Origin of the sequence: Chryseobacterium sp. MEBOG06, from assembly GCF_021869765.1 — a bacterium.
In the GTDB taxonomy this organism is placed as follows: Bacteria; Bacteroidota; Bacteroidia; order Flavobacteriales; family Weeksellaceae; genus Chryseobacterium.
The window spans coordinates 4,003,792-4,028,291 of sequence record NZ_CP084580.1 but is presented as its reverse complement, the minus strand read 5'-3'; the positions used below and the strand labels follow the sequence as shown (position 1 = coordinate 4,028,291).

20 protein-coding genes are annotated in these 24,500 nt (G+C 35.7%); 12 read left to right on the top strand and 8 right to left on the bottom strand.

Annotated elements, in window-relative coordinates; translation table 11 throughout:
* The first annotated feature begins 57 nt into the window (after positions 1-57).
* Positions 58-1,011, top strand: coding sequence for a helix-turn-helix transcriptional regulator (locus tag LF887_RS18390; RefSeq protein WP_236855703.1), 954 nt, complete (start codon positions 58-60; stop codon positions 1,009-1,011).
* Between the two features lie 133 nt (positions 1,012-1,144).
* Here the strand turns inward: LF887_RS18390 and LF887_RS18385 are convergent, their stop codons facing one another.
* Positions 1,145-1,636, bottom strand: coding sequence for a DinB family protein (locus tag LF887_RS18385; protein WP_236855702.1), 492 nt, complete (start codon positions 1,634-1,636; stop codon positions 1,145-1,147).
* A 173-nt stretch (positions 1,637-1,809) separates the two neighbouring features.
* On the opposite strand from LF887_RS18385, the gene LF887_RS18380 reads away from it, so the two are divergent.
* The 5 genes from LF887_RS18380 to LF887_RS18360 all read left to right on the top strand — a co-directional run bounded on the left by LF887_RS18380 (position 1,810) and on the right by LF887_RS18360 (position 6,320).
* Entirely contained in the window at positions 1,810-2,391 is a 582-nt protein-coding gene (locus LF887_RS18380; protein WP_236855701.1) for a hypothetical protein, read from the top strand.
* Positions 2,392-2,512: 121 nt separating this feature from the next.
* A complete protein-coding gene (locus LF887_RS18375) occupies positions 2,513-3,082 on the top strand; it encodes a cob(I)yrinic acid a,c-diamide adenosyltransferase (RefSeq protein ID WP_236855700.1) in 570 nt (189 codons plus the stop codon).
* Entirely contained in the window at positions 3,072-3,719 is a 648-nt protein-coding gene (locus LF887_RS18370) for a thiamine diphosphokinase (protein WP_236855699.1), read from the top strand. Before LF887_RS18375 ends, LF887_RS18370 begins: the two co-directional genes overlap by 11 nt.
* A 208-nt stretch (positions 3,720-3,927) precedes the next feature.
* Positions 3,928-4,803: a tyrosine-protein phosphatase gene (locus LF887_RS18365; RefSeq protein WP_236855698.1), complete on the top strand. Its 876-nt coding sequence runs from the start codon at positions 3,928-3,930 to the stop codon at positions 4,801-4,803.
* Positions 4,804-4,925: 122 nt separating this feature from the next.
* Positions 4,926-6,320 carry an arginine decarboxylase gene (locus LF887_RS18360; protein ID WP_236855697.1) on the top strand — a complete coding sequence of 465 codons (1,395 nt, stop codon included), beginning with the start codon at positions 4,926-4,928 and terminating at the stop codon, positions 6,318-6,320.
* A 62-nt stretch (positions 6,321-6,382) separates the two neighbouring features.
* Here LF887_RS18360 and LF887_RS18355 read toward each other — a convergent pair whose 3' ends face one another.
* The gene (locus tag LF887_RS18355) at positions 6,383-7,042 is read right to left on the bottom strand and encodes an HAD family hydrolase (RefSeq protein ID WP_236855696.1); all 660 of its coding nucleotides are present in this window, start codon (positions 7,040-7,042) and stop codon (positions 6,383-6,385) included.
* 247 nt (positions 7,043-7,289) lie between these two features.
* Here LF887_RS18355 and speB point away from each other — a divergent pair, with 247 nt between their 5' ends.
* The 3 genes from speB to LF887_RS18340 all read left to right on the top strand — a co-directional run bounded on the left by speB (position 7,290) and on the right by LF887_RS18340 (position 10,043).
* Positions 7,290-8,150, top strand: a complete 861-nt coding sequence (gene speB, locus LF887_RS18350; protein ID WP_068944350.1) for an agmatinase — start codon at positions 7,290-7,292, stop codon at positions 8,148-8,150.
* A 69-nt stretch (positions 8,151-8,219) separates the two neighbouring features.
* Positions 8,220-9,062: a bifunctional helix-turn-helix domain-containing protein/methylated-DNA--[protein]-cysteine S-methyltransferase gene (locus LF887_RS18345; RefSeq protein WP_236855695.1), complete on the top strand. Its 843-nt coding sequence runs from the start codon at positions 8,220-8,222 to the stop codon at positions 9,060-9,062.
* A 372-nt stretch (positions 9,063-9,434) separates the two neighbouring features.
* Entirely contained in the window at positions 9,435-10,043 is a 609-nt protein-coding gene (locus LF887_RS18340; RefSeq protein WP_236859522.1) for an alpha-ketoglutarate-dependent dioxygenase AlkB family protein, read from the top strand.
* A gap of 155 nt (positions 10,044-10,198) precedes the next feature.
* Here the strand turns inward: LF887_RS18340 and LF887_RS18335 are convergent, their stop codons facing one another.
* From LF887_RS18335 to LF887_RS18320, 4 genes are all read right to left on the bottom strand, one after another.
* Positions 10,199-12,058 (bottom strand): CocE/NonD family hydrolase, encoded by a 1,860-nt coding sequence (locus LF887_RS18335; RefSeq protein ID WP_236855694.1) that lies wholly within the window; start codon positions 12,056-12,058, stop codon positions 10,199-10,201.
* Between the two features lie 297 nt (positions 12,059-12,355).
* The gene (locus tag LF887_RS18330; RefSeq protein ID WP_236855693.1) at positions 12,356-15,061 is read right to left on the bottom strand and encodes a TonB-dependent receptor; all 2,706 of its coding nucleotides are present in this window, start codon (positions 15,059-15,061) and stop codon (positions 12,356-12,358) included.
* 89 nt (positions 15,062-15,150) lie between these two features.
* Complete coding sequence (locus LF887_RS18325) at positions 15,151-15,570, bottom strand: SH3 domain-containing protein (protein ID WP_236855692.1); 420 nt, start codon at positions 15,568-15,570, stop codon at positions 15,151-15,153.
* Between the two features lie 6 nt (positions 15,571-15,576).
* Positions 15,577-16,062 carry a BON domain-containing protein gene (locus tag LF887_RS18320; RefSeq protein ID WP_236855691.1) on the bottom strand — a complete coding sequence of 162 codons (486 nt, stop codon included), beginning with the start codon at positions 16,060-16,062 and terminating at the stop codon, positions 15,577-15,579.
* A gap of 221 nt (positions 16,063-16,283) precedes the next feature.
* Here LF887_RS18320 and LF887_RS18315 point away from each other — a divergent pair, with 221 nt between their 5' ends.
* Positions 16,284-17,534, top strand: a complete 1,251-nt coding sequence (locus LF887_RS18315; RefSeq protein ID WP_236855690.1) for a dicarboxylate/amino acid:cation symporter — start codon at positions 16,284-16,286, stop codon at positions 17,532-17,534.
* A 10-nt stretch (positions 17,535-17,544) separates the two neighbouring features.
* The gene (locus LF887_RS18310; protein ID WP_236855689.1) at positions 17,545-18,267 is read left to right on the top strand and encodes a phytanoyl-CoA dioxygenase family protein; all 723 of its coding nucleotides are present in this window, start codon (positions 17,545-17,547) and stop codon (positions 18,265-18,267) included.
* A gap of 49 nt (positions 18,268-18,316) precedes the next feature.
* Here the strand turns inward: LF887_RS18310 and LF887_RS18305 are convergent, their stop codons facing one another.
* Positions 18,317-19,087: a hypothetical protein gene (locus LF887_RS18305; RefSeq protein WP_236855688.1), complete on the bottom strand. Its 771-nt coding sequence runs from the start codon at positions 19,085-19,087 to the stop codon at positions 18,317-18,319.
* Positions 19,088-19,103: 16 nt separating this feature from the next.
* On the bottom strand, positions 19,104-21,905 hold the full coding sequence (locus tag LF887_RS18300) for a GH92 family glycosyl hydrolase (RefSeq protein WP_236855687.1): 2,802 nt from the start codon (positions 21,903-21,905) through the stop codon (positions 19,104-19,106).
* Positions 21,906-22,006: 101 nt separating this feature from the next.
* On the opposite strand from LF887_RS18300, the gene LF887_RS18295 reads away from it, so the two are divergent.
* On the top strand, positions 22,007-24,349 hold the full coding sequence (locus tag LF887_RS18295; protein WP_236855686.1) for an outer membrane beta-barrel family protein: 2,343 nt from the start codon (positions 22,007-22,009) through the stop codon (positions 24,347-24,349).
* Positions 24,350-24,500 lie beyond the last annotated feature (151 nt).

The window sequence follows — 24,500 nt, the reverse complement described above, 5'->3', positions numbered from 1 at the left end:
AGCTGTTGCATTTATCATTAGTACCTCGAAAAAGAATTTTAGCTTTGCAGGAGCAATATGAATGACCACTATCTTAAAAAATTGGACAGGGTAACTGCTATTCTTACCCAATTACAGTCTAAACCTGTTGTGAGAGCACAGGATTTGGCTGAGAAATTTGATGTAAGTATCAGAACCATTTACAGGGATATAAAAACTCTGGAGAATGCGGGTATCCCTATCGTGGGAGAAGCAGGGAACGGCTATTCTTTAATGGAAGGATATAAACTTCCTCCCATCATGTTTACCAAAGAAGAAGTGCTGAGCTTTATTACTGCTGAAAAACTGATGCAGAAGTTTTCCCACCAGAGTTTGGGAAACCATTATCAGGCTGCAATGGAAAAAGTGAGGTCAGTTTTGCGGCATTCTGATAAAAGTTTAATTCAGAATATAGAGAATCAGATTGATGTCTTTAGTTTTCATACCGATTCCGGAGACTCCCTGAAAAATGTTATTCCTATTATTTTAGAAAGTATTGCAGAGAAAACTCAGCTCAATATACGATATCAGACCGTGGATGGAAGAGTGATGAACAGAACTATTGAAACGGTGGGGATGTTCTTTGAGTTTAATTTCTGGTATATCATGGCTTTCTGCACTTTGAGAAAAGACTTCAGACAATTTCGGATTGACAGAATTATGGAGATTATAAAAACTCAGAACCCTTTTCTTCAGGAGTATGGACAGGTGAATGATTACCGGAAAAAATCCAACGGAAGTAAAGTTGTCGTTAAACTTTTAGTAGACAAAGAAATCATGACCTACCTGGTGAATTCCAAAAAATATTACGGACTGACTGATGAAGTGGAAACGGAGGATGGTGTAGAACTTACTTTTGAAACAGAATGGATTGATGGCGGATTCCCACGCTGGCTGATTACCTTTGCAGATTATGCCACAGTTCTGGAACCGGTAAGCCTTCGCACAAAACTCAATGAATTACTTGTAAAAATGACCAAAAGGCATCAATAAAAACCCCAACAGAGTAATTGTTGAGGTTTGAGTTTAATAAAGACAAAAAGATGAAATGGCCGAAAACTAAAGAAAGCTGACAAAAAAAATCGGGCAGTCGATTTTTTTTGAACCCTTAGCTTCCTTTACATTATTAAAATCTCTCCCAGAAGAAAGGAGGTTCAATTCCTAAAGCTCTCAGGTAAACATATCCTTGTCCACGGTGATGAATTTCGTTATCTATAAAATAAAGAATATTCTGATATACCGGAAATTCATATTCTCCGAATAAATTGAAAGTCTCCTGGAAACGTTCCTCAGAAATCTGATTAAAATAATGATTGATGAACTCTGTTTCTTCGTCCCATTTTTTTAGGATATCTTCTTTGGTTTTTGGGTTGAATCCTTCCTCGCTGTAGGCTTCCATGTTCCCTTCAACAATTCCTTTTAAAGCAGGCCCGCCAATACCAATCAGTTCTCCTGCCATTTTTGAAAATGGTCTCATGCCACCTATTGAAAATTCAAATAAATCTTTTTCCGGAAAAGCTTCAATGACTCTTCTTGTTAAATTTCTATGTCCCTGCCAATCGTTTAATAACTGTTCAGAAGTCATAAATTGTTTTGTAGCTGTGGCTGTAGTTGCCATAATTGTATGGTTTTTGTTTGTTATTGATACAAAGGTAAGAGGAGACTATGACAACAGTTTGTCAGCAGGTTTTTTTAAGTTTAAAAAAATATTCTTTACTTGCTAAAATATCCGGACCTACTTTTCCGTTAGAAGAAAGTATATTAATAAAAAGAAATTGTTTTATTAAAATTATGAAGAAGTATATTTTGCCCGTTATCACCACTTTTTTATTAGTATCATGTAATAAAATTGAAGAAAAAATTGACCAGACTGTTCAGAAAACAACAGAAAAAGTACAGCAAAAAACGCAGCAGGTTGTAGAAGAAACAGTAAAAAACACAGTCAATGAATCTATAAATTCTTTAACGAATTCTCAGAACGTTAAGTTTAATGAAGTTTTTCCGGATGCCGGAGCTATTGTTTCCGAAGAAAAAGGGAAAAAAATAAAAATCCCGGGAAGGCCGGAAGGATATGTTTTCAAATATAAAGCAGACATTGCTGTATTGCTTCCATTTTTAGAAAATCAGCCTACTTCTGATGAAAGCAAGTCAGAAAAGAAAGCCCGAAAAATTGACGGACAAAACATTATTGACAAAATAAGTTTTATGTCCAAATTTCTTCCTGAAAATACTTTTGATACAAGCCTTCTGGAAGATATTAAAAGTGATAAAAATATTCAGTATTATAAGCTGAAGAGATTTCCCAAGAGTAGTACAATTATCTACAACCCAAAAAATCAGACCATCATACAGTATGTAGAGGTAAATAAATAATTTGGATATGGCTGGTTTTTATACCGGCCATTTTTTTATGCAGAAATCTGACAGTCAACTGTAACAGAATCATTCCTACATTTTACTTTTTACATTGTACAAAATACATTATTTTAGTAGTATGAAAATTTATACAAAAACAGGAGATAAAGGGCAAACTGCACTATATGGAGGGACACGAGTTTCCAAAGCCAGTGCAAGAGTTGACAGCTATGGAAATATAGATGAGCTGAATTCATTCATTGGAATTGCCAAAAGCCATATTGAAGATCAGGAAGTTCTGAAGCAACTGAAGAAAATACAGTTTGATTTATTCACGGTAGGTTCAGAAGCCGCTACCCCAGCAGACAAGCTGATGCTGGCAAATGGTAAATCACGTCTTCCAATCGTTATTTCAGAAACGGAGATTGAAGAACTTGAACAGTGGATGGATGCTTTTGAAGAAAAACTGGAACCGCTTCAGTATTTTATACTCCCCGGAGGTGGAAAATCTGCTACCTTTTTACACGCTGCAAGAACCATCTGCAGAAGGGCAGAACGTTCATTGGTATTTTTAAATGAAGCAGAAGAAGTACGTCCGGAACTGATCAAATATTTAAACAGACTTTCAGATTATCTTTTTGTTCTGGCAAGATATATTTCAAAACTAAATAACGAACCGGAAGAATACTGGAACCCGAATGAAAGATAAAGCATTACTTTTCATCAACGGAGATGCTCCGAAATCTTTACCCAATCCGGAAAATTATGGTTTGATTGCCTGTACAGACGGGGCTTTCCATTATTTAAAGCGGATGGGCTTTCCATTGGATAAACTTGATTTTATTTCAGGGGATTTTGACTCCCACTCCGGAACGGATGAAGATATGTATCAGGATAAATTTATCCTTACCTTAGATCAGGATAAAACAGATTTTCATAAAGCCCTGGAAATTATTCTGGAAAAAGGCTTTTCAGAGATTGATGTATTCGGAGGCAGTGGAGGAGAACAGGATCATTTTCTGGGAAACCTTACCGTTGCCTATGCGTTTAAGGACCAAATGGAAATTAAGTTTTATGATGAATTTTCAGAATATTATTTTATTCCAAATGATTTTAAACTGAAAGGAGTAAAAAACAGAATGATCTCTCTGTATCCTTTTCCATCGGTCAATAATATAACTACCAAAGGACTTAACTGGCCTTTGACTAATGGGAGTTTAAGCATTACCTCAAGGATAGGAACCCGGAATTTCGCTGTTGAAGATGAGGTTACAGTAGAATATGAATCAGGAGATGTGCTATTTTTTGTAGGCATCCATGAAATAGAATATCCAGGTATATATTAAGATATATTATTAAATGCAATTTTGTCTTTGCAAAGGCAGTGATGAATAGAAACGGGCTTTAGCCCGTTTAATAAAAACAGAAAAATTCCACTGGCTTTAGCCAAACCTAATAAGAATATGAAACTCTTTAGTGTCATAATTAGGGGATAAATCAGAAGATTCGACGGAGTAGTTTTAAATATTGCAAAAATCGGTTAAATAAAAACGTTTGAATAAATTAATCAAAATATCAATTCTCAGCATTTCATTATACAGTGTTTTATCCTGCAAAACACAGCATTTTGAAACCCCTCAATATGGTAGAAATGAAACGGAAAAAGTCATTGATATCAAAAAGGTGGCCAATTTCCGGGCAGTGGGAAATATTAAAAATACAGAAGGAAGAACTTTGAAAGAAGGTAAACTCTACAGAAGTGCCCATCTGTATAAACTGAGAAATAAATCTTTTAATTCTATTGAAAAACTGGGAATAAAAGAAATCATTGACCTTAGAAATTCCAAAGAAATAGCAGAAAAACCGGATCAGCTTCCTGCAGGAATAATTTACAAAAAATATTCAGCTTTTGAAGATGAAGGAGATCAGTTGGCTCAGGCTAGAAAATTAGTTCTCAAAGGGAAAGTGAATGCTTCAGATGCCGATAAAAGAATGATTGATTTTTATCGTGAATACGTTACAGAAAATCCGGAAATTATAAAGTCCATCATCAATGAGGTTCTGGAATCTAAAGAACCGGTTCTATATCACTGTACGGCAGGTAAAGACCGAACCGGAATTATTACTGCTTTAGTTTTAACCATTCTGAAATTTGATAAAGAGACTATTTATAATGAATATCTTTTGTCTAACAATTACAGAAAAGATCTTGTTCAGAAAAGACTCCGTTTGGCAAATACCTTACATTTCCTTTACCCAAAGATGGATTTGCAGGTGCTGGAAAAACTAAGCTGGGTAGAAAAAAGATATCTGGATGCTGCTTTTGATGAGATCAATAAAAAGTATGGGTCAACGGATGCCTACATTCAGCAGGTACTGGGGGTTTCTGAAAGTAAAAGGGAGGAGTATATTAAAAAGTTTACCTATTGATTATCAGAGATAAATTTTTGTAAGATATGATATTGGGGGATAATTTAAAATTATAATAATTTTAACACCCAAAAATCAAACTTTTTTAGCAATTTTGCATTTCTTAATTCACTTGTTTAGAAATGAAAATAAAGTACTCGGAACTTATTGATCAGACGTTATATTTCCCTACAGAGGAGTTTAATGTTTCTGAGAACAATTTGTTGTTTCACGATGTTCCATTGATGGACGTTGTTGAGCAATTTGGCACTCCGCTAAAGATTAGCTATTTGCCGAGAATTTCTCAAAATATTCAGAAAGCCAAAAGCTGGTTTAAAGAAGCTTTTGAAAAAACCGGATATAAAAAGAATTATACCTACTGCTACTGTACAAAATCCAGTCATTTTAATTTTGTATTGGAAGAAGCTTTGAAAAACGAAATTTCAATAGAAACTTCTTCTGCTTATGACATGGATATTGTAAAATCTCTTTACGGGAAAGGTAAGGTAGATAAGAATATTGAGGTAATCTGTAATGGTTTTAAAACAGATGATTATCTGATGAAAATCTCAGATATGATCAATAATGGGTTTGAAAATATTACTCCGATTCTGGATAACTACCGCGAGCTGGATAAACTTACGGAAAGTATAGATTCAACCTTTAATATCGGAATAAGAATCGCTTCGGAAGAAGAACCTAAGTTTGAATTTTATACCTCAAGATTAGGGATCGGATATAAAGATATTATCCCTTACTACAGTCAGAAGATCGCTGAACACCCGAATGCAAGATTGAAAATGCTTCACTTCTTCATCAATACGGGGATTAAAGATACTTCTTATTACTGGAATGAGTTGTACAAATGTCTTCGTGTGTACGCACGTTTGAAGAAAATTGCTCCTGAAGTAGATTCACTGAACATTGGTGGAGGTTTCCCAATCAAAACTTCTTTGAATTTTGATTATGATTACCAATATATGGTAGAAGAGATTGTTTCTCAGATCAAAAAATTCTGTGAAGAAGAAGGAGTAGAAGAACCAAACATCTATACCGAATTCGGAAGTTTTACTGTTGGAGAAAGTGGAGCGAACCTCTATAAAATTATTTCTCAGAAACGTCAGAACGACAGAGAAAAATGGAATATGATCGATTCTTCTTTCATGACAACACTTCCTGATACATGGGCAATTTCAAGGCACTTCATCATGCTTCCGCTAAACCGTTGGGAAGATACTTATGAAAGAGTATTTTTAGGAGGATTGACTTGTGACTCAGATGATTATTACAACTCTGAGCAGCATACCAATGCTATTTATCTACCGGTTTTCAGTGATACAAAACCTTTGTATATCGGATTTTTCCATACAGGGGCTTATCAGGAAACAATCGGAGGTTACGGTGGAGTTCATCACTGTCTGATGCCTCAGCCAAGACATGTCCTGATCCAGAAAGATGAAAATGGTGAATTACACTACGAAATTTTCCGTGAAAAGCAGGAGCCTGAAGATATTTTGAAAATTTTAGGTTACAAATAATAAATTGACTTTAGTCAAAACGTATACAAAACGAAAGCTCTCATCACTGAGAGCTTTTTTATTTAGAAATAATTTGAAATTTTATCAAGTTCGAGATCATCATAATCAGAAACTACGGTGTCTGCTAACGTATAGTCCTGATTTTTTGAATGTGGACTTCTGTAGGCAGCACAGAATATTTCAGCTCTGTGAGCTGCTAAAATTCCATTCGTAGAGTCTTCTATAACCATACAGTTTTCAACTGGTTCACCTGCCATTTCGGCTGCTAAGAGAAAAACTTCAGGATGAGGTTTGGATTCTTTTAAATCCGCTCCACTTATTTTTCCACTGAAATATTTCTCAAGACCGAATTTTTCAAAAACCATATTAATAGTGGTCATTGTTGCGGAAGAAGCCAATATCAGTTTGATATTATTTTCATGATAATGCTCGATCAGTTTTTTTACCCCCGGAATTAAGTCAAATTCATCATCATTATGAAAATAGTCTTTGAAATGAGATCTTTTGATTCCGGAAATAGCTTCGTGAGTATAATCCAGATTAAATTGATTGATCAAAGTTTCACAAACCCTCTTGGTAGAAGCCCCTGTGAAAGAGGTATATAAATCTTCGGAAACTGTAATTTCCAATTCATCAAACGTTTTGAAATAAGCTTTTCTGTGAAGAGGTTCCGTATCTACAATCACCCCGTCCATATCGAAAAGAACAGCTTTTAAAGACATATTGAAAGTTTTACGTAAAAATAGCTATTTGAATTGAAAGATGAAAATTGAAAATGGAGATTTCATAGTGAAAAGCCTGAATTTATAATACGGAAAAGTACAATGATGCCTGAAATATCACCTCTGAAATTGAGTATCTTTGCCCTTTCAATTTTCAATTTTCATTTTTTCGTTTTCAACTCTTAACTTCTTCGTATCTTTGTTACCGACATTTCAATAGTAAAACATTAAAATTTTTAAATAAAGCATGAGAACATACGCAGGAATTCCCGAAGAAAACGCAACGTTAGAGAATTCGAAAGTAATGTTGGTAACTGTTCCTTATGATGGAACTTCAACATGGGGTAAAGGAGCTGACAAAGGTCCGGAATTATTCTTAGACGCTTCTGAAAACATGGAGCTTTATGATATTGAAACACAAACTGAGCCTTATCTTCAGGGAGTGTATTTGGCAGGAGAAGTTTCTGAAAACTCTACTCCAGAAGCAATGACAGAAGCTGTTTATCAGAAAACTAAAGAGCTTTTGAACAACGAAGGGAAGGTATTTACTTTATTTGGTGGTGAGCACTCTGTTTCTATCGGTTCTATCCGTGCAGTAGGAGAAAAATTTGAAAATCTTACCGTTCTTCAGTTGGATGCTCACACAGATTTACGTCCTGAATTTCATGGTTCTACATCTAACCACGCTTGTGCTGTGTTTGAAGCTAACCAGAAACATAATTTAGTACAGGTGGGAATCCGTTCTATGGATGCTGAAGAAGCTCAGTATTTACCGGAAGGAAGAGTATTCTTTGCTCATGAGATTGCTAATAACGAGAACTGGGTGAATGATGTATTGGAGAAAGTTTCAGGAAACGTATATATTACAATTGACCTTGATGCTTTCGATCCTTCTATTGCTCCTTCTACAGGTACTCCTGAGCCAGGTGGATTACAATGGTATCCAACATTGGAATTATTAAGAAAAGTATTCGAAAAATGTAACGTAGTGGCATTTGATATTGTAGAATTAATGGATTCTCCAATGGCTAAGCCAACAGCTTTCCTTGCGGCTAAGTTATATTATAAAATGCTTGCTTATAACGATATTTATAACAACGATAACTAATATTCCGCAAGAATCGGATTTTTTCTGCCGTATATTCTTTGGAAATTTGTGAGGTAAAAACAATACGAAATGTCCACACAAAGTCAAATAGATTACAACAGAATTGCCAAAGCGATAGAGTATATCCAGAGCAATTTCAGGCTTCAGCCAAGTTTGGAGGAAGTGGCAGAAAATATTCACTTGAGTCCGGCCCATTTTCAGAAGATATTTACTGAATGGGCAGGAACAAGTCCCAAGAAATTTTTACAGTTCATTAGTCTTGAACATGCTAAAAATTTATTGAAGGAGGAAAAGGCAAGTATTTTTGATACCGCTTATGAAACGGGACTTTCCAGTACAAGCAGATTACATGATATGTTTGTAAAAATAGAAGGAATGTCTCCGGCAGAATATAAAAACGGGGGAAAAAGTCTTGTCATCAATTATAGTTTTTCAGAAAGTCCGTTTGGAAATATCCTGGTCGCTTCTACAGAAAAAGGAATTTGCCATATGGCTTTTGAAAACGATAAAGAAACAGCATTAGGGGAGCTGGAAAAGAAGTTCCCCAATGCTTCTTTTATTGAAAAACAAGATGCACTTCAAAAGAACGCATTGTCCATATTCGATAAAGACTGGACGAAACTTAATACCATAAAACTTCATTTAAAAGGAACAGATTTTCAGCTTAAAGTCTGGGAAAGCCTACTGACTATTCCCATGGGAAAACTATCTACCTATGGAAATCTTGCTGAAAAAATTGGAAATCCAAAAGCATCAAGAGCAGTGGGAACAGCTATCGGAAGCAATCCGGTCGCATTTCTTATTCCATGCCATCGCGTGATTCAGTCTACAGGGCATCTTGGTGGTTATCGATGGGGTATTGATAGAAAACAACTGATGATGGGCTGGGAGAGTTCACAGATTTACACATAAACAAATCTTTATTTTAACCGTAAAAACTACAAAAGGCTTTTAGAAAAAGGTAAGACTGAGTTTAATTTGTATAAAGTTCACACAATGAAAATCAAAGATTTGCAAAACTTAAGTGGTCTTCGTATACATCAGGTTTCTTACTTAAATTAAATGTTTAAACTTTTGTGGAAACAGGTTTTGGCTAAAGCTGATTGACTTTCTTATCCTTTATTAAACACGTTAAAGTCTATTTCTCTTGATGAAAATTACCGTGCTATTGTGGAAAATATTATGGTAATTTATAAATCATTACCAAAATGTAACGGTTGTAAAAGAACATCACTCTGCTTAACCTCAAAATCATAAATACATTTTTCAAATTAAATAATTATGATGAGTCTCTTCGAAGAAATATCCGACTATCCTCTCAGTATACTTCCGTATGACGGAACCGTTCATTATTACGGAAAAGTTTTTTCTAAAGAAAAGTCTGATCTGTACTATGACTATTTATTCAATCAAATACCGTGGGAGAATGATGAAGCGGTAATATTTGGAAAGCTCATTTTAACTAAACGAAAAGTAGCCTGGTTTGGAGATAAACCTTTTGAATATACCTATTCAAAAAGAACAAAATATGCCAGAATATGGACTCCTGAATTATTGGAATTGAAGAAGAAATGTGAAGAAGTTTCAGGAGAAACTTACAATTCGTGTCTGCTCAATTTATACCATGACGGAAGCGAAGGAATGGCCTATCACAGCGATGGTGAAACAGATCTTAAAAAACATGGTGCAATTGCCTCACTGACCTTCGGAGCGGAAAGAAAATTTCTTTTTAAGCATAAGACGACAAAAGAAAAGGTTGAAATACTTCTGGAGTCCGGAAGTTTATTAATCATGAAAGGAACTACACAGGACAACTGGCTTCACAGGCTTCCTCCGACTACAAAAGTAAAAACACCGAGAGTGAATCTGACTTTCAGAACGATTGAAGATTAATTATAGATTATTAGATATTAGATAATCACTAAACTTCTATTGATAAAAAATCAAATTCATCCGGCTTTAGCTGAAACCTAAAAACAAGCAAATGCTTTTCATTACCCTATTCATCTAAAAATAAAAAAGCTGTTCAAACGAACAGCTTTTCTAAGTTATTTTAAAATTTCAGCTTCAATAGAGCTGTCATCATATACTTTGATAAACGCTTTTGTATAATCTTCTTTCGTTGCAAAATTCGGATTATCCATAAACTTCTGTGGATTGACCGCAAACAATGGGAACCAAGTGCTGCTGATCTGAATCTGGATTTTGTGTCCTTTTTTGAAAGTATGAACTACATCCTGAAGTCTGAAGTTAACAGCCGTTTTCTGATTGGTAACCAGAGCTTCTCCCTTTTCTCTCGAATTTCGGAATCTTGCAGGCATGATTTCACTTCTTACCATCTGATGGTAGTTTCCGTAGATCACACCATCTTTCTTTTCTGCAGGTTTAAAATCTTCAGGATAAACGTCAATCAGTTTTACTGCAAAGTCAGCATCTGTAGAAGAAGAGGCAATATTCAGTTTAGCCATGATTTCTCCGGCAAAAGCCATGTCTTCAGTCAAAACATCAGTAGTGAAAGTCAGAACATCAGGTCTTCCTACTGCAAATCTCTGATCTTCCGACATATAATTTTTGGGAGTAAAGCCATTAAAGTCTTTTAAATGATCTGAACTTAAAACAGGGTTGTCAGGATCACTGTAATATTCAGAATATCCATTTCCTGAAGTTTTTTTCAAAGTTTTATCAGACAGATAGAAGTTTACTTTCTGTGCATTTTTAGGGGGATAAGAAGCAAATTCTTTCCATTCTTTTGCTCCGGTATCATACATAAGAGCTTCCGGAAGTCCTGCATCTTCTTTGGTATTGCCCTTCAGGTAATGGTTGAAGAATTTTGTTTCAACATTTTTCTGATAATAGGTAGCAATGCTGTCTCCAAAATAAGTTTCACTGTGGAAATGTTTTCCCTGTTCCTGTGACCAGCCGCCATGGGAAAATGGCCCCATTACGATTGTATTTTTAGCTTTTGGGCTTGTTTTTTCAATCGTTTTATAAATATTCAAAGGGCCGGAAAGGTCTTCTGCATCAAACCATCCTCCTACAGTCATTACCGCATGGTTGATATTCTTCAGGTGAGGAAGTAGGCTTCTTTTTTGCCAGAATTCATCATAGTTGGTATGATCCATAATCTCCGTCATGAAGAAGTTATTTTTATAATACTTTTCATAAGCATCCTTTAGAGTACCAAGTTCTCTGTAGAATTTTAATCCATCTTCAGAGGTTTGTTTAATGAAAGAATCCATATACCATGCTTTTGTTTCTGGTTTTACTTTCTGAACTCCAAAAACCGGAAATGTTCTGAAATATCCCAGCATAAATCTTCCGTTGTGAAGGAAATCATCATTCCAGAAATCAGAAATAGGAGCCTGAGGAGAAGAGGCTACCAAAGCGGGATGCTGCGACAATGTTCCTACAGCAGTATAGAAACCAGGATAAGAGGTCCCAAACTGTCCTACCTTACCGTTGTTGTCCTTAACATTTTTCAAAAGCCATTCAATAGTGTCATAGGTATCTGTACTTTCGTCAACATCTTTTTTCGTTTTGTGTTCCACCTGTGGTGTCATATTGGTAAAAGTCCCTTCACTCATATATCTGCCACGTACATCCTGGTAGACAAAAATATATTTGTCCTTCATAAGATACGTGTTAGGGCCTACTTTTGCTTTGTATTCATTTTCTCCGTACGGAGCAATACTGTAGCAGGTTCTCTGCATCAGGAAAGGATATTTATTCTTATTGGAAATATCTTTCGGGATATATACGGCTGTGAAAAGCTTCACACCATCGCGCATCGGAACATAAAATTCTTTCTTGGTGAAATTGTCTTTAACGAAATTGTCTTTTTGTTCCGTTGTCTGAGCTTTTCCAAGAATGAAAAAAAGAATAAGTAAAACTGAAATATGGATTTTCATAAAAAAAATTTGTTGCTAATTTAAAAATAAAAAGACTTTCAGCGATGAATCTTCTTTAAAAAGGTTTTGGGGTTTGACTTTTGTTAAATCATTCCGTCAAATGCCCCTTGTGAAAAACGGGAATTGTTATACATCCATTTGTACAATTTGTGAAAAATAGAATAGAAAAAAAGTTAATTATAATTCCTGTACCTTAAGTGTATTAAAATGTTTGATGATAAAAACAGAAATCAGAAATAAAAAACAGCCGGAAATGTCCGGCTGATCATTAAAAAATATATAAAAGTATGGTGTTTATTATTTTTTACCTTTGAATGTATTCAGTTTCATACTGATAGAAAACATAATGTATCTTTTCAGAATAAGGTCTTCGCGGTCCTCAAAATAGGTGTCTGTAATTGTTCTTCTGACACTTTGGTTTTGATTTAATACGTCGTAAATTTTGATTTTTGCTGTAAACTGTTTCTTATAGAATGCATATCCAAGACTGGTGTTCCAGAAGTAAAAATCTTTTTTAAAGCCCGGTGCAATATTGGAATTGGTATTGTATTCAAAGTCATTACCAAAAACAAATCTGCTTTGGAAAAGATAATTCGTTAGTTCCAGTTTTAATGACTGGCTGGTTGTATTTATGCTGTTGATATCAGAATTAGAATATTTGGAAAAATTATAATTCAGGCTGTATGATGGTTTTATACTGAGCTTGTCTTTGATATCAAAATTAAAGTTTAAGGAAGGACTGATGCTGTATGAATTGCTTTTGATCAGCTGACCGTTGATGGAGCTGTTATTGTACATGTAGCTCATAAGAAACCTTGGGCTTATGATGAGTTTTTTATCCTGCCATTTAAACGTTTTGTTTAAACTTGAACTTATATTAAAGCTTTTATTTCCGCTGATATTATCATAAGTGACAATTTGCTTCCCGGTATCATCATATCGGGTATAATTAATGACATCATTGTTTCTGTAAATAAAACCTGCATTGATATAGTAATTGATACCGGAAACAATATTATAGCTGTTAAAAGAGATCATGCTGGTGGACATCCATGAATTTTTCAGATCCGGATTTCCGGTATAGGTGGCCAGAGGATCCGATTCATCCTTATAAGGAATTAATTTTTCAGCACTTGGAACAGTGAATCCTGAAGAGTTTGACACTATTAATCTTTGGCGTTCAGAAAGAACATATTGAACATTTACCATGTATCTTGGAAGAGCAAAGTTTTTCTTAAGCTCATATTGCTGGCCTTTAAAGACAGAATTCACCTTCATGTCCGAAATATCAAGATTCACAGTGGCCCACGTACTTATTTTCTTTTTTGTAAGATAAAAAGAAAGCTCAGGGGAGAACTGATTGATTCTTTGTTCCATACTGTTTGACAAAAGAATATTGTATTTGGAATATTGTCCCGTAGTATTATCGAAATCATTAAAGTCCCTGAAATCCCTGGATAATTTTGAAGTGTAGTTCATTTCCATACTTATGGTTGCAGAATCGGAGATCGGTTCTGTGTATCCTGCATTGAAGCTATAGTCATTACCCTGGCTTCTGTTTTTTTGCAGCTGGTTTCTGTTATCTGTTGTAATTCCGGATTCTCCGTAAAATGTATTTTGGGAGAGGTTAATAGTATTGGTCTTGGATTCGGAAATTGAAGTGTTGACCCTTGCAGAGATTACACGTCCTTTTTTCTTCAGATTTTTAGAAAAATTGATGTTGGGACTGAAAGTATTATTTTCGCTGTCTGTAGTATTAGAAGACTGGCTTTCATTCAGAAGCTGGTCATTTTTTGATGTTGAAGATTTTGATCTTCCTGAGCTGAAGCCTTCTGATCTTGAAAAAGAGGGTGATATATAAATATTGGTTTCAGGATCTAGTTTTATTCTGGTAGAATTATCAAAACTATATTGCCTCGACTCATTTTTATTACTGTTTTCAGAATTTGTTTTTAGAATATTATCCGGAAGAAGAGTTGTTCTGGATACTTTTGATGCCGTTTCTCTGTTAGACACGGAGTATTTTAAGCTGAGGTTGTCCAGATCTGCATCTTCTGAAAGTTTGTCATTGTAATTAAGCCCAATGGTTGAAGATCTCAGAATCCCGCCGCCACTGCTTTGTGTTCCGCCACCTCTGATACTTCCCATATTATCAAAAACATTATCACCGGAAACACTTCTTGAATTGATATTATTTGACGAAAGCATCAGGCTTACTTTAGTATTTCCTTTAAAATAACTTACCATTCCGCTTCCCTCATATCGTTTATCTGAACCATAGCCAACGATTGCTCTTGTAATCAGGCCTTTGTTTTTCTTTTCATCAATATTAAAATTGATAGTGGCATTTTGAGACTTAGGAGTTTTTTTGCCGAATTCTTCCTGTTTTGTTTTGGTAGTGGTAACCTGAATATTTTTAATAATGTCTGCCGGAAGATTTTGAAGAGCCATTTTTCCGTCTTTATCGAAAAAAGGTTTTCCATTGACCATAATCTGGTCAACATTCTTGCCGTTGACCGTGATTTTATCATCATTGCTGACTTCAACTCCGGGAACCTGTTTCAGCAGTTCCAGAATATTGCTGTCAGGGCGCACTTTAAGTGCAGACGCGCTGAATTCTACTGTATCATTTTTTATTTTTACAGGAGAAACAGTGATCTTTACCTCATCAATATTGATTATTTTTTTTTGTTCAAGAATTATATCATCCAAAGATAAGGGTTGATCAATTTTTTCAAATCTCTTAGAATAAGACAGCTTTTCGTTATCAATTTTCAGAATGGAGGGCTCTTCCTGATTGTCTATTTTCAATGAAAATTTCCCTTCGTTGTTGGTTGCTGTATAATTGACAATAGATGAATCTTTTGCCTTAATCAAATAGACGGTAATATTTTCTACCGGCTTTTTCCCAGAGTCAGACACTTTTCCGTTAATATAAAGTTTTTGTGCAGGCACTATCAGCATACCACATACCAGCAACATCAAAAACAAGAATCTCTTCATTTGGCTTTTCAAAGCGGTAAAAATAGAAAAAACATCTCCATATAGAGATGTTTCTTAAAAATATTTAGTGAAAATTATTTTTTATGAAATTATGCCTTCAAATATCTTGAATACGCATAGCCTTCCTGACCGTCAGTAGTTTTTACTTTCCACCAGTCATCAGAAGTTTGTTCAATTAAAGTTACAGAAGAACCTTTAGCAGCTTTACCTACTACTGCAGCTTCAGTAGAAGGCTCCTGTCTGATATTCAGATTAGAATCTTCCGTTGCAACAGTTAATGAAGCTCCGGAAGCAAGACCTGCAACCTGTACGTCAATATTAATATCTGAAGAAGAATAGGTAGAATCAATAGCTCCTAAAGCATTCCATACTGCGTCTTTTGCTGCTGTATTGGAAGCATTACCGGAAACATAAAGAATACCGTCCTGCTCCTGAACCTGAAGGTTTGAAATTCCAGCTGATTGTGCTGCTGAAACTACGCTTGAATATTTATCTTGTAATTCGCCCATTTTAAATTATTTTACAATTAGGTTGTTGTTATATTTTCCGATTTTCAAAGCATCTACAGATTCTTTAATCTTTCTAGCCTGTAGGCTGGAAACATTTCCTGTAAGAGTAAGCTGTCCGTTTACAATTTCTACTTTTACAGAAGGGAAATCTTTTACCGCATCCTGAACTTTTTTCTGAACAGCAGGATCTACAGCAGATGTAGTCTCAACAGCCGGAGCCGGAGCTGCAGCTACAGTACTCATATCCATTACTTCTTTTATTCCGTTAATGGCTTTTAATTTTGTAACCATTGCATCTTTAGACTGAGCGTCAGCGAAAGTTCCGCTTAAGTGAGCTACACCATCTTTTACTTCTACAGAAGCACCGGGATTTGAAGTTACTACAGTTGTAGCCTGAGTCTGAAGATCGGCATCAGAAATTTTCTTTTTACAAGAAACTGCCCCGAAGGATACAGCTACAGCTAATGCAGCCATTGCGATAGTTTTTTTCATATTGTATATTTATTTAATGTTGTTATACTATCAAATGTAACAATAAAATTTGTACCAAAAGAATAAAAATTCAATAAATGTTTCTTAATTTTTTTGCAATATTTTCTAAACCAGAGTTTTAATTTTTAAGGATTAAAAACTTAATGTAAAATTAACAGGCATTGAAGAAAATCTTCTGCCAATTGAAAAACCATTATATTTGCGCAAATTGAACTATATATATGAAAGGACAGAATAAACTTTTTATAGCAATTATCATTGCACTTACCCTTGGAGTAGGAATTGGAGGGATAGTACATGTGAAGTATCCGGAAAGTGCAGAACCTTTTTCCAAGAATATAAAACTTTTGGGAACTGTTTTTATCAGATTGGTACAGATGATTATTGCTCCCCTGGTTTTTACAACTTTGGTAGTAGGAATTGCCAAAATGAGTGATATCAAAATGATCGGAAGAGTAGGAACAAAAGCAATGCTTTGGTTTATCTCCGCTTCTTTGATTTCTCTTTTCATAGGATTGATACTTGTTAACTGGCTGGAGCCGGGGCATGTAACGAAACTGCCAATTCAGGATGTTGCATCTGCGGACGAGCTTCTTAAAAGCAGTAAGAGCTTTTCTATGGAAGACTTTGTAAAACACATGATTCCTAAAAGTTTATTTGAGGCATTTGCTACCAATGAAGTGTTGCAGATCGTTATATTTGCCGTAATGTTTGGAGTTGCACTGGCTAATTTAGGGGAAGACTATTCTAAACCTGTAGTGAAACTTTTTGATATTATTGCCCATGCTATTCTTAAAATGGTAGGGTATATCATGTGGTTTGCTCCATTAGGAGTATTGGGAGCCATTGCAGCAGTAGTTTCGACTAATGGTTTTGAAATCTTTAAAGTATATGCAATTTATTTAAGGGACTTCTTTTTTGCAATAGGAGTACTGTGGCTTGTACTTTTATTAGTAGGGTATTTAATTTTAGGAAATCGTCTTTTTGATCTTTTAAAAAGAATTAAAGAACCATTATTGATCGCTTTCTCTACTACGAGTTCGGAAGCGGTATTTCCAAAATTGGTGGAAGAACTTGAAAAATTCGGATGCAACAGCAGGGTAGTATCTTTTATCTTACCGCTGGGATATTCTTTCAATCTGGATGGAAGCATGATGTATATGACCTTTGCTTCAATATTTATTGCTCAGATCTATGGTATCGAAATGACTCTTGGACAGCAGATCACCATGCTTTTGGTGCTGATGCTTACTTCAAAAGGAATTGCAGGAGTTCCGAGAGCTTCACTGGTTATTATTGTGGCAACATGCTCTATGTTTGGAATTCCGCCGGAAGGGATCGCTTTAATCTTACCAATTGACCATTTCTGTGATATGGGAAGAAGTATGACAAACGTATTAGGAAATACATTAGCAACTTCTGCTGTTTCGAAATGGGAAGGGCAATTAACAGAGCCATTGGACAAAATCTAAATATCAGTCAATGAGTTTAAAAAGCTTAGAAACCTGTAAAAGCCATATTTTTGAATATGGCTTTACTGTTATAAATAATGTGTTCTTACAGACAGAAATTGAAGCAATAGAACAAATTTTAAGGAATATAGATACTTCAAAAGAGAATTTCAGGAAATCTGAAGACCTTTTTGCGATAAGACAGTTTTTAAAAGAAGTTCCGGAAATTAAAGATCTTGTTTTTAACGACAATATTAAAATAGTGATTAAGGAAATCTTCGGAGATAAATATTTCGTCGTAAAAAGTATTTATTTTGATAAGCCCGAAACCTCCAACTGGTACGTAGCATATCATCAGGATCTGACTATTTCTGTGGATAAAAAGATAGATTTGCCAAATTTCGGTCCGTGGACAACGAAGCAGAATCAGTTTGCTGTGCAGCCTCCGTTGAAGATTTTGGAAAACATTTATACCATCAGAATCCATCTGGATGATACGGATGAAAACAACGGGGCATTAAAAGTAGTTCCAAAATCCCATGCCAAAGGAATTTACAGACCGGAAACCATTGACTGGACAGTAGAAACGGAAGAAATCTGTAACGTAGAGAAAGGCGGAATCATGATTATGAAACCTCTTACCCTTCATGGTTCAAACAGAACAACTAATGGTAGGAAGAGAAGAGTGATTCACATCGAATTTTCAGACATGCAGCTTCCGGAAGTCTTACAGTGGTCAGAAAAAATGAATTAAATTTTTTTTAAAATAATAAAACCCTTCAATTCTGAAGGGTTTGCTTTTGTTACCAGGAATTGGATATCATTTCTTTGTCCTGGGCTTTTATATTTTCTTTATGGTAGAAGAGTAATAACAAAAATTCTTTTTGTACTGAATTGCCAGAGACTATGGGAGCAGAAACTGCAATTTGCCTTCTCAATGCAGTCTCTATAGTTTTATCTTTACTTCCAAAGCTGATGACAGGTGTCATTTCTTTAATCCGTGACAGACCATTTATTTTTACTTTGTATATCGCAAAAGGCTGTTTAGGCTTGAAACCGCTGATTTTTGACAAACCGGATTTACCGCTGCTTTGGCTGTCATCATAGTAAGATGCAAACTGCAGACCTTTTAACTTGTCTTTATTTTTGTCTAAATAAGAAAAAACTTCGCTTAAAGTTTCAAGTTGAGAGCTCTCATTTTTAGTATGCGCTTTTTTTAATCTGGATCTGGGAGTACAGGATGAAATAGAATAGCCATTACCGGATTTATTTAAAAATATCAGATACCTGTCATTGGGTTCTACATCTATTTCACATGCTGCGGATGAAGACCTGCCGATCAGCCCTCTCACATTTAATGTTTTGAATGTTGTCCCTTTGTAGGCTTTTTCAAATTCAACGTCTGCTTTATAGGTTCTTTGTGCGGTATTTTCACCGTATACTTTCAAAATCTTTATAACACCCACTACATCAGCATCCAAATAATTCTTGGCTAAAGTTTCTGTCACACATTTACAAGCCGATACTTTTATGATACTTAAAAGTAAAAAGAGGAATAACGATATTTTTTTCATTGGTAATAATATTGTTTTATTTTACAGAAATCTCATCGATAAAGATATAAGCTTCTCCACCGGCTCCCTGATGCCATTCCGGAAGTTTTCCGAAGTAGTAGGCTTTTATTTTTATATATCTTGCTTCAGTAGGAAGAATATCAGTATAAAAATCTTTGATCTGTACCTTCTCATCCTTAGCATCAATATCGTTGGCAATGGTCTTCAGAAGAATAAAATCTTTTCCGTTCATAGAAGCGTAATATTCCACTTTTTTAGGCATCAGAATCCATGCTCTGCTGTCCTGAAGATAACTGGAAGATAAAGATGTAATCTGCTGTGGAGATTTAAAATCGACAATTGCTTCAAAATTTTGACCCTGATAGCCCTGCCACTCGCCCTTCCTCCAATTAATATCACCTCTTATCCCATCAATAAGAGCCAGTTTCCCGCTGGCACTATATTGTGGAGTGGCCTTGGACAGGATCGTAATGTCCCAGTAATTGGGTCTTCTGTTAAAATGAGCCGTCGTAACAGAACTTTTTTCCCCGTTTCTTTCAGCATAAGCCTGAACCTGTGTCGTTTTGCTGATAGAAAACGGGCCTTTATAAGCTGTAAAGGTCTTCCTTTTATTGCTGTCACTTTCATCCAGAGTCATGTAGTATACCTTGTCTCCCGGATTAATTGGAGTGATCTCAACTTTGGTATTGAAGTCAAAGATCCGTTCTGCTGCAATAACCGGTGAGGCTGTCTGCTGAGTATATTTAAAATCTTTGACCGGTTTTATATTTTCAAATCCCAGTTTTTTAAGCTCTGCTTTACCCGCATTTTTAGTAATAGTTCTGGTAGTTCCATCTTCAAGATGAATTTTAATCTCATCAAAATAAGGAGTAGTGGTTTCCCATTCAGGCAATCCCGGAGTTACAGAATAAATACCCATTGAACTTAAAACATACCACGCACTCATTTGGCCACAGTCTTCATTTCCAATCAGTCCGTCCGGAGTATTTTTGTAGAAATTATCAAGGATATATTTTATTTTAGAATCTGTTTTTTCGGGTTTATCTACATAATTATAGAGGTATGCGATATGATGGCTTGGCTCATTTCCCTGGGCATACTGGCCCATCAGTCCGGTGATATCCACCTGTTCTCTCCCTGTTGTCTGATCTGAAGCTGTAAAGATAGCATCGATAAACTGTTCAAATTTTTCTTTCCCCCCATGTGCTGCAATAAGTCCCGGAATATCCTGTTGTACAGAATAAGAATAATGCCAGGAATTTCCTTCCGTATAATTGTTGTTGACTTCCCTCGGGTCAAAAGGTTCATACCAGTTTCCATTCTTTCTGGGCTGTATAAAACCTGTTTTAGGGTTGTAAAGGTTTTTCCAGTTTTGAGAACGTTTCATGAAATACTGATAGTCTTCTTTCTTGCCTAAAATCTTTGCCATCTGGGCAATACACCAGTCATCATAGGCATATTCTACTGTTTTCGAAACGCTTTCATGCTCATCATCTATGCTGATATAATTATTTTGTTTATAGGCATTCAATCCGAAAATATCCTGCATTGCTGAGCTTTTGGAAGCCTGATAGGCTTTTTCATAATCAAATCCCTGAATTCCTTTGGCCATGGCATCAGCAATTACAGAAACAGAATGGTAACCAATCATACATTCCGTTTCATTGGATGCGAGTTCCCAAACCGGAAGTTTGCCGCCCTGTTCATATTGTCTGATAAAAGTATTGATGAAATCAGCAGTTCTTTTTCTGTCGATTAAAGTCATCAGAGGATGTACTCCTCTGAAAGTATCCCAAAGTGAGAATACCGTATAATAATCAAAACCGTTTGCTGTGTAAAGCTTATTATCACGCCCTCTGTATCTACCGTCCACGTCCATATTGATGTTGGGCTGGGTAAAAACATGATAGAGGGCTGTATAGAATATAGAGAGTTTATTTTTATCTTCAGACTTCACTTCAATTTTTGAGAGTTCCTGATCCCAGTTGGTTTCGGCCTGCTTTTTTACTGCTTCAAAATCAAGATTTTGAGCTTCAGCCAGCATGTTTTTTTCAGAGCCTTCATAACCTGTGGGCGAAAGTGATACTTTGATACTGATCTTTTCTCCTTTTTTAACATCAGTTGAAAATGCAAGAGCAAGCCTTGTTCCTGTAAAAAGAGTATTTTCCTGTTTTCCGTTGACCTCCTTTTTAGAAATTTTCATAGGTTTTGAAAATTCAATTCTGGCATAGATATACTGGTTGGTAGCCCATGCCTCACTTCTTCTGAATACTTCAATGGTTTTATCATCAATGATCTTTACCTCACCTTCCAGAAGCTTGTCTCGGTGGTTGAGGTCTAAAATGATATTGGCATTCCCTGCATTATTGAAAGTATATTCATGACAACCCACTCTCTTTGTTGTCGTAAGGCGGACACCGATGTTATTTTTATCCAGCTTTACAGCATAATATCCGGCTGTGGCTTTTTCATTTTTGTGCGAAAATTTTGAAGAATAATCCTTAATGTTCAGGCTTGGATTTCCCATCGTGGGCATCAGCATAATATCTCCATAATCCGAAACTCCGGTTCCGTTCAGGTGGGTGTGAGAAAATCCATAGATGACAGAATCTGAATAATGATATCCGCTGCATCCATCCCAGCTGCCATCAATTCTGGTATCCGGAGAAAGCTGTACCATCCCGAAAGGAACTATAGCCCCCGGAAAAGTATGGCCATGGCCGCCTGTTCCGATAAACGGATTGACATATTGCGAATAGTTCTGAGCGGAAATAATCTGAGTCATAAACAAAGAAAACGCAATCAGCCTTTTTTTCATATTCAAATTTTATAATAGCGAATATATTGAAAAACAGTAGAACAGATGTAATAAAAGACGAGGGCTGTTTGTCTTATAACAAAACTATTACAATTTAAACTATGAAAAAAACATTACTTTCTGTAATCTTTCTACTGCCAGTAGCTGCATTTTCTCAAAGTATAACTGGCAGGATTACCGAAACAGGAAATGGGGTTTCCTATGTTGAAGTGGTAGCTATAAAAGATCAAAAAAAACAGACTGCCCTTTCAGACGAAAAGGGAAATTATTCATTGAAACTTTTTGAAAATGGAAATTATAATATAAAGCTTATCCAGGACGGTGTTGAAATATCCAACAAAGATATACAGATCAATGGATCAGTAAAACAGGATTTTTTAATAGAGAAAAAGAAAGAAAAACAAATTGAAGGAGTAACCCTTACTTCCAGAAAAAAGCTGATTGAAAGAAAAGCAGACAGGCTTGTTTTTAATGTTGCCAACTCTGTAGCTTCACAGGGAATGGATGGGGCAGATGCTCTTGCAACAACACCATTGGTGAAAGTGGATGACAATACAGGAGTTTCAATTGTTGGTAAAAGCGGGGTAGCAGTAATGATTAATGACAGGATGCTGAACCTTTCGCCTGCTGAACTGGTTACTTATCTGAAAAGTCTCAGATCCGAAAACATAGAAAAAATTGAAGTGATCACCGCTCCGCCTGCAAAATACGAGGCACAGGGAAATAGCGGTCTTATCAATATCGTACTGAAGAAAAATCAGAATCTTGGATGGAGTGGAAGTCTTACAACGAGTCTTCAGCAGCAGACGTACACAGGAACCTCAAACAGTGCGACCATCAATTATCAGAACGAAAAGCTTCGTTCGTCATTAAAACTGAGACAGAACAAATATGCAAAGCATTCCTACGAAAACTATTGGATAGAAGGTGCTGACGGGCTTAAAAGCAATGATAACAGAAGAGATTTCGGTGACGGATTGGGAGCGAACTTAAGCATTGATTATCAGTTGGGAAGCAAGTCTAGTATAGGTTTTATTTATGATTACGGATTTGGGCATTCCAATATGGATATTGTGAATACTTCTAACTATTTTCAGAATAGCAGTTACACAAATACACTATTTACCGATGCCGCACACAGGGGGACAAGCATGCAGCATACGGCAAGCGCTTATTATGATCTTAAATTCGGGAAACAGGATAATAAATTGAGTATTACCGGAAATTATTTTTCCAATGTACCCGATACGACTATTAATTTTACAACAACAGAGAGTTCAGGAGATCGTTTCGTCGTAAAATCCCCGTCTATGGTAGATTATAAAATTTATTCCGGGCAGGCAGATCTTACTTTACCCTATCAGTTTGCAAAAACAGAAACAGGAGTGAAGTTCACTAATTTTGATAATAACTCGAAAATAGCCTACCAGAACCTTACCAATGGAAGTTATGTCACAGATCCTTTGAAAAGCAATGAATTTGATTATAATGAGAAAAACTATGCCGCTTATATCAGTTTCGAAAAATCCTTCAATGAAAAATGGTCAGCAAAAGCAGGTCTTCGCTATGAATACTCCGTTGTTAGCGGAAATTCTTTAACTTCCGGACAGCAGACTGAAAACTCCTACGGGAATTTTTTTCCTACAGCTTATATCAGTTATAAAAGCAATGAAAATAATACTTTTAACCTGAATTATTCAAAAAGAATCAACAGACCCGGATTCCGTGCGATCAATCCTTACCGCTGGTATATAAATATTAATTCATATTTCACAGGAAACCCTTTTCTGAAACCTTCAATTAATCATAATATTGAATTTTCCTATATCTATAAAGGCAAACTGTCTGCATCAGCCTACTTTCAAAGAACTGTGGAAGGATTTGGACAGCTGGCAACCCTTAAAAACGAAAACAGGATCAGTACTTTTGAAAACTATTACAATCAAAACAGTATGGGGGTCTCCCTCAATTATTCGGATACTTTTTTCAAAAAGTGGGAAGCCAATTATTCAGCCAATTATTCTTATATGAACACGGATGTTTTTGCTACGGATGCCGAATCCCGTAAAGGAAGCAGTTATGACTTTGATATTCAGAATAATATATCGCTCAATAAAAGTAAAACCATTCAGCTGATACTCAATTATTGGTTCAGGCTGCCTTCCAATTCACGGAATGTTTATATGGATTTTGCCGGAAGTTTTACATCAGGCCTGAAAATAAGTCTGATGGAAAGAAACCTTCAGATGAATGTCATGGTTTCCGATATCTTTAAACAGGGGAAAAGTGTCGGCAAAATTTATTATACGACAGGAATACACTCTTATAATAATTATTATGATGCCAGAAGGCTTAATCTATCAGTTACTTATACTTTTGGAAATAGAAAAATAAAAGGAGAAAGCCGTAATGTGAATTTTGAGGAAAAGTCGAGAGCGAACTAGCTATTGTGATTTGCAATAGAGTGATCCAATAGTGAAAATTTCTTTTGTTAATGCATATTTAACGGATAAAGATGAGGTTTTCTATCAGTTGCTTTCTGTAATAATGGAAGGAGGCAGGATGAAAATATATAAGTAAGAGATTTTTAACGAT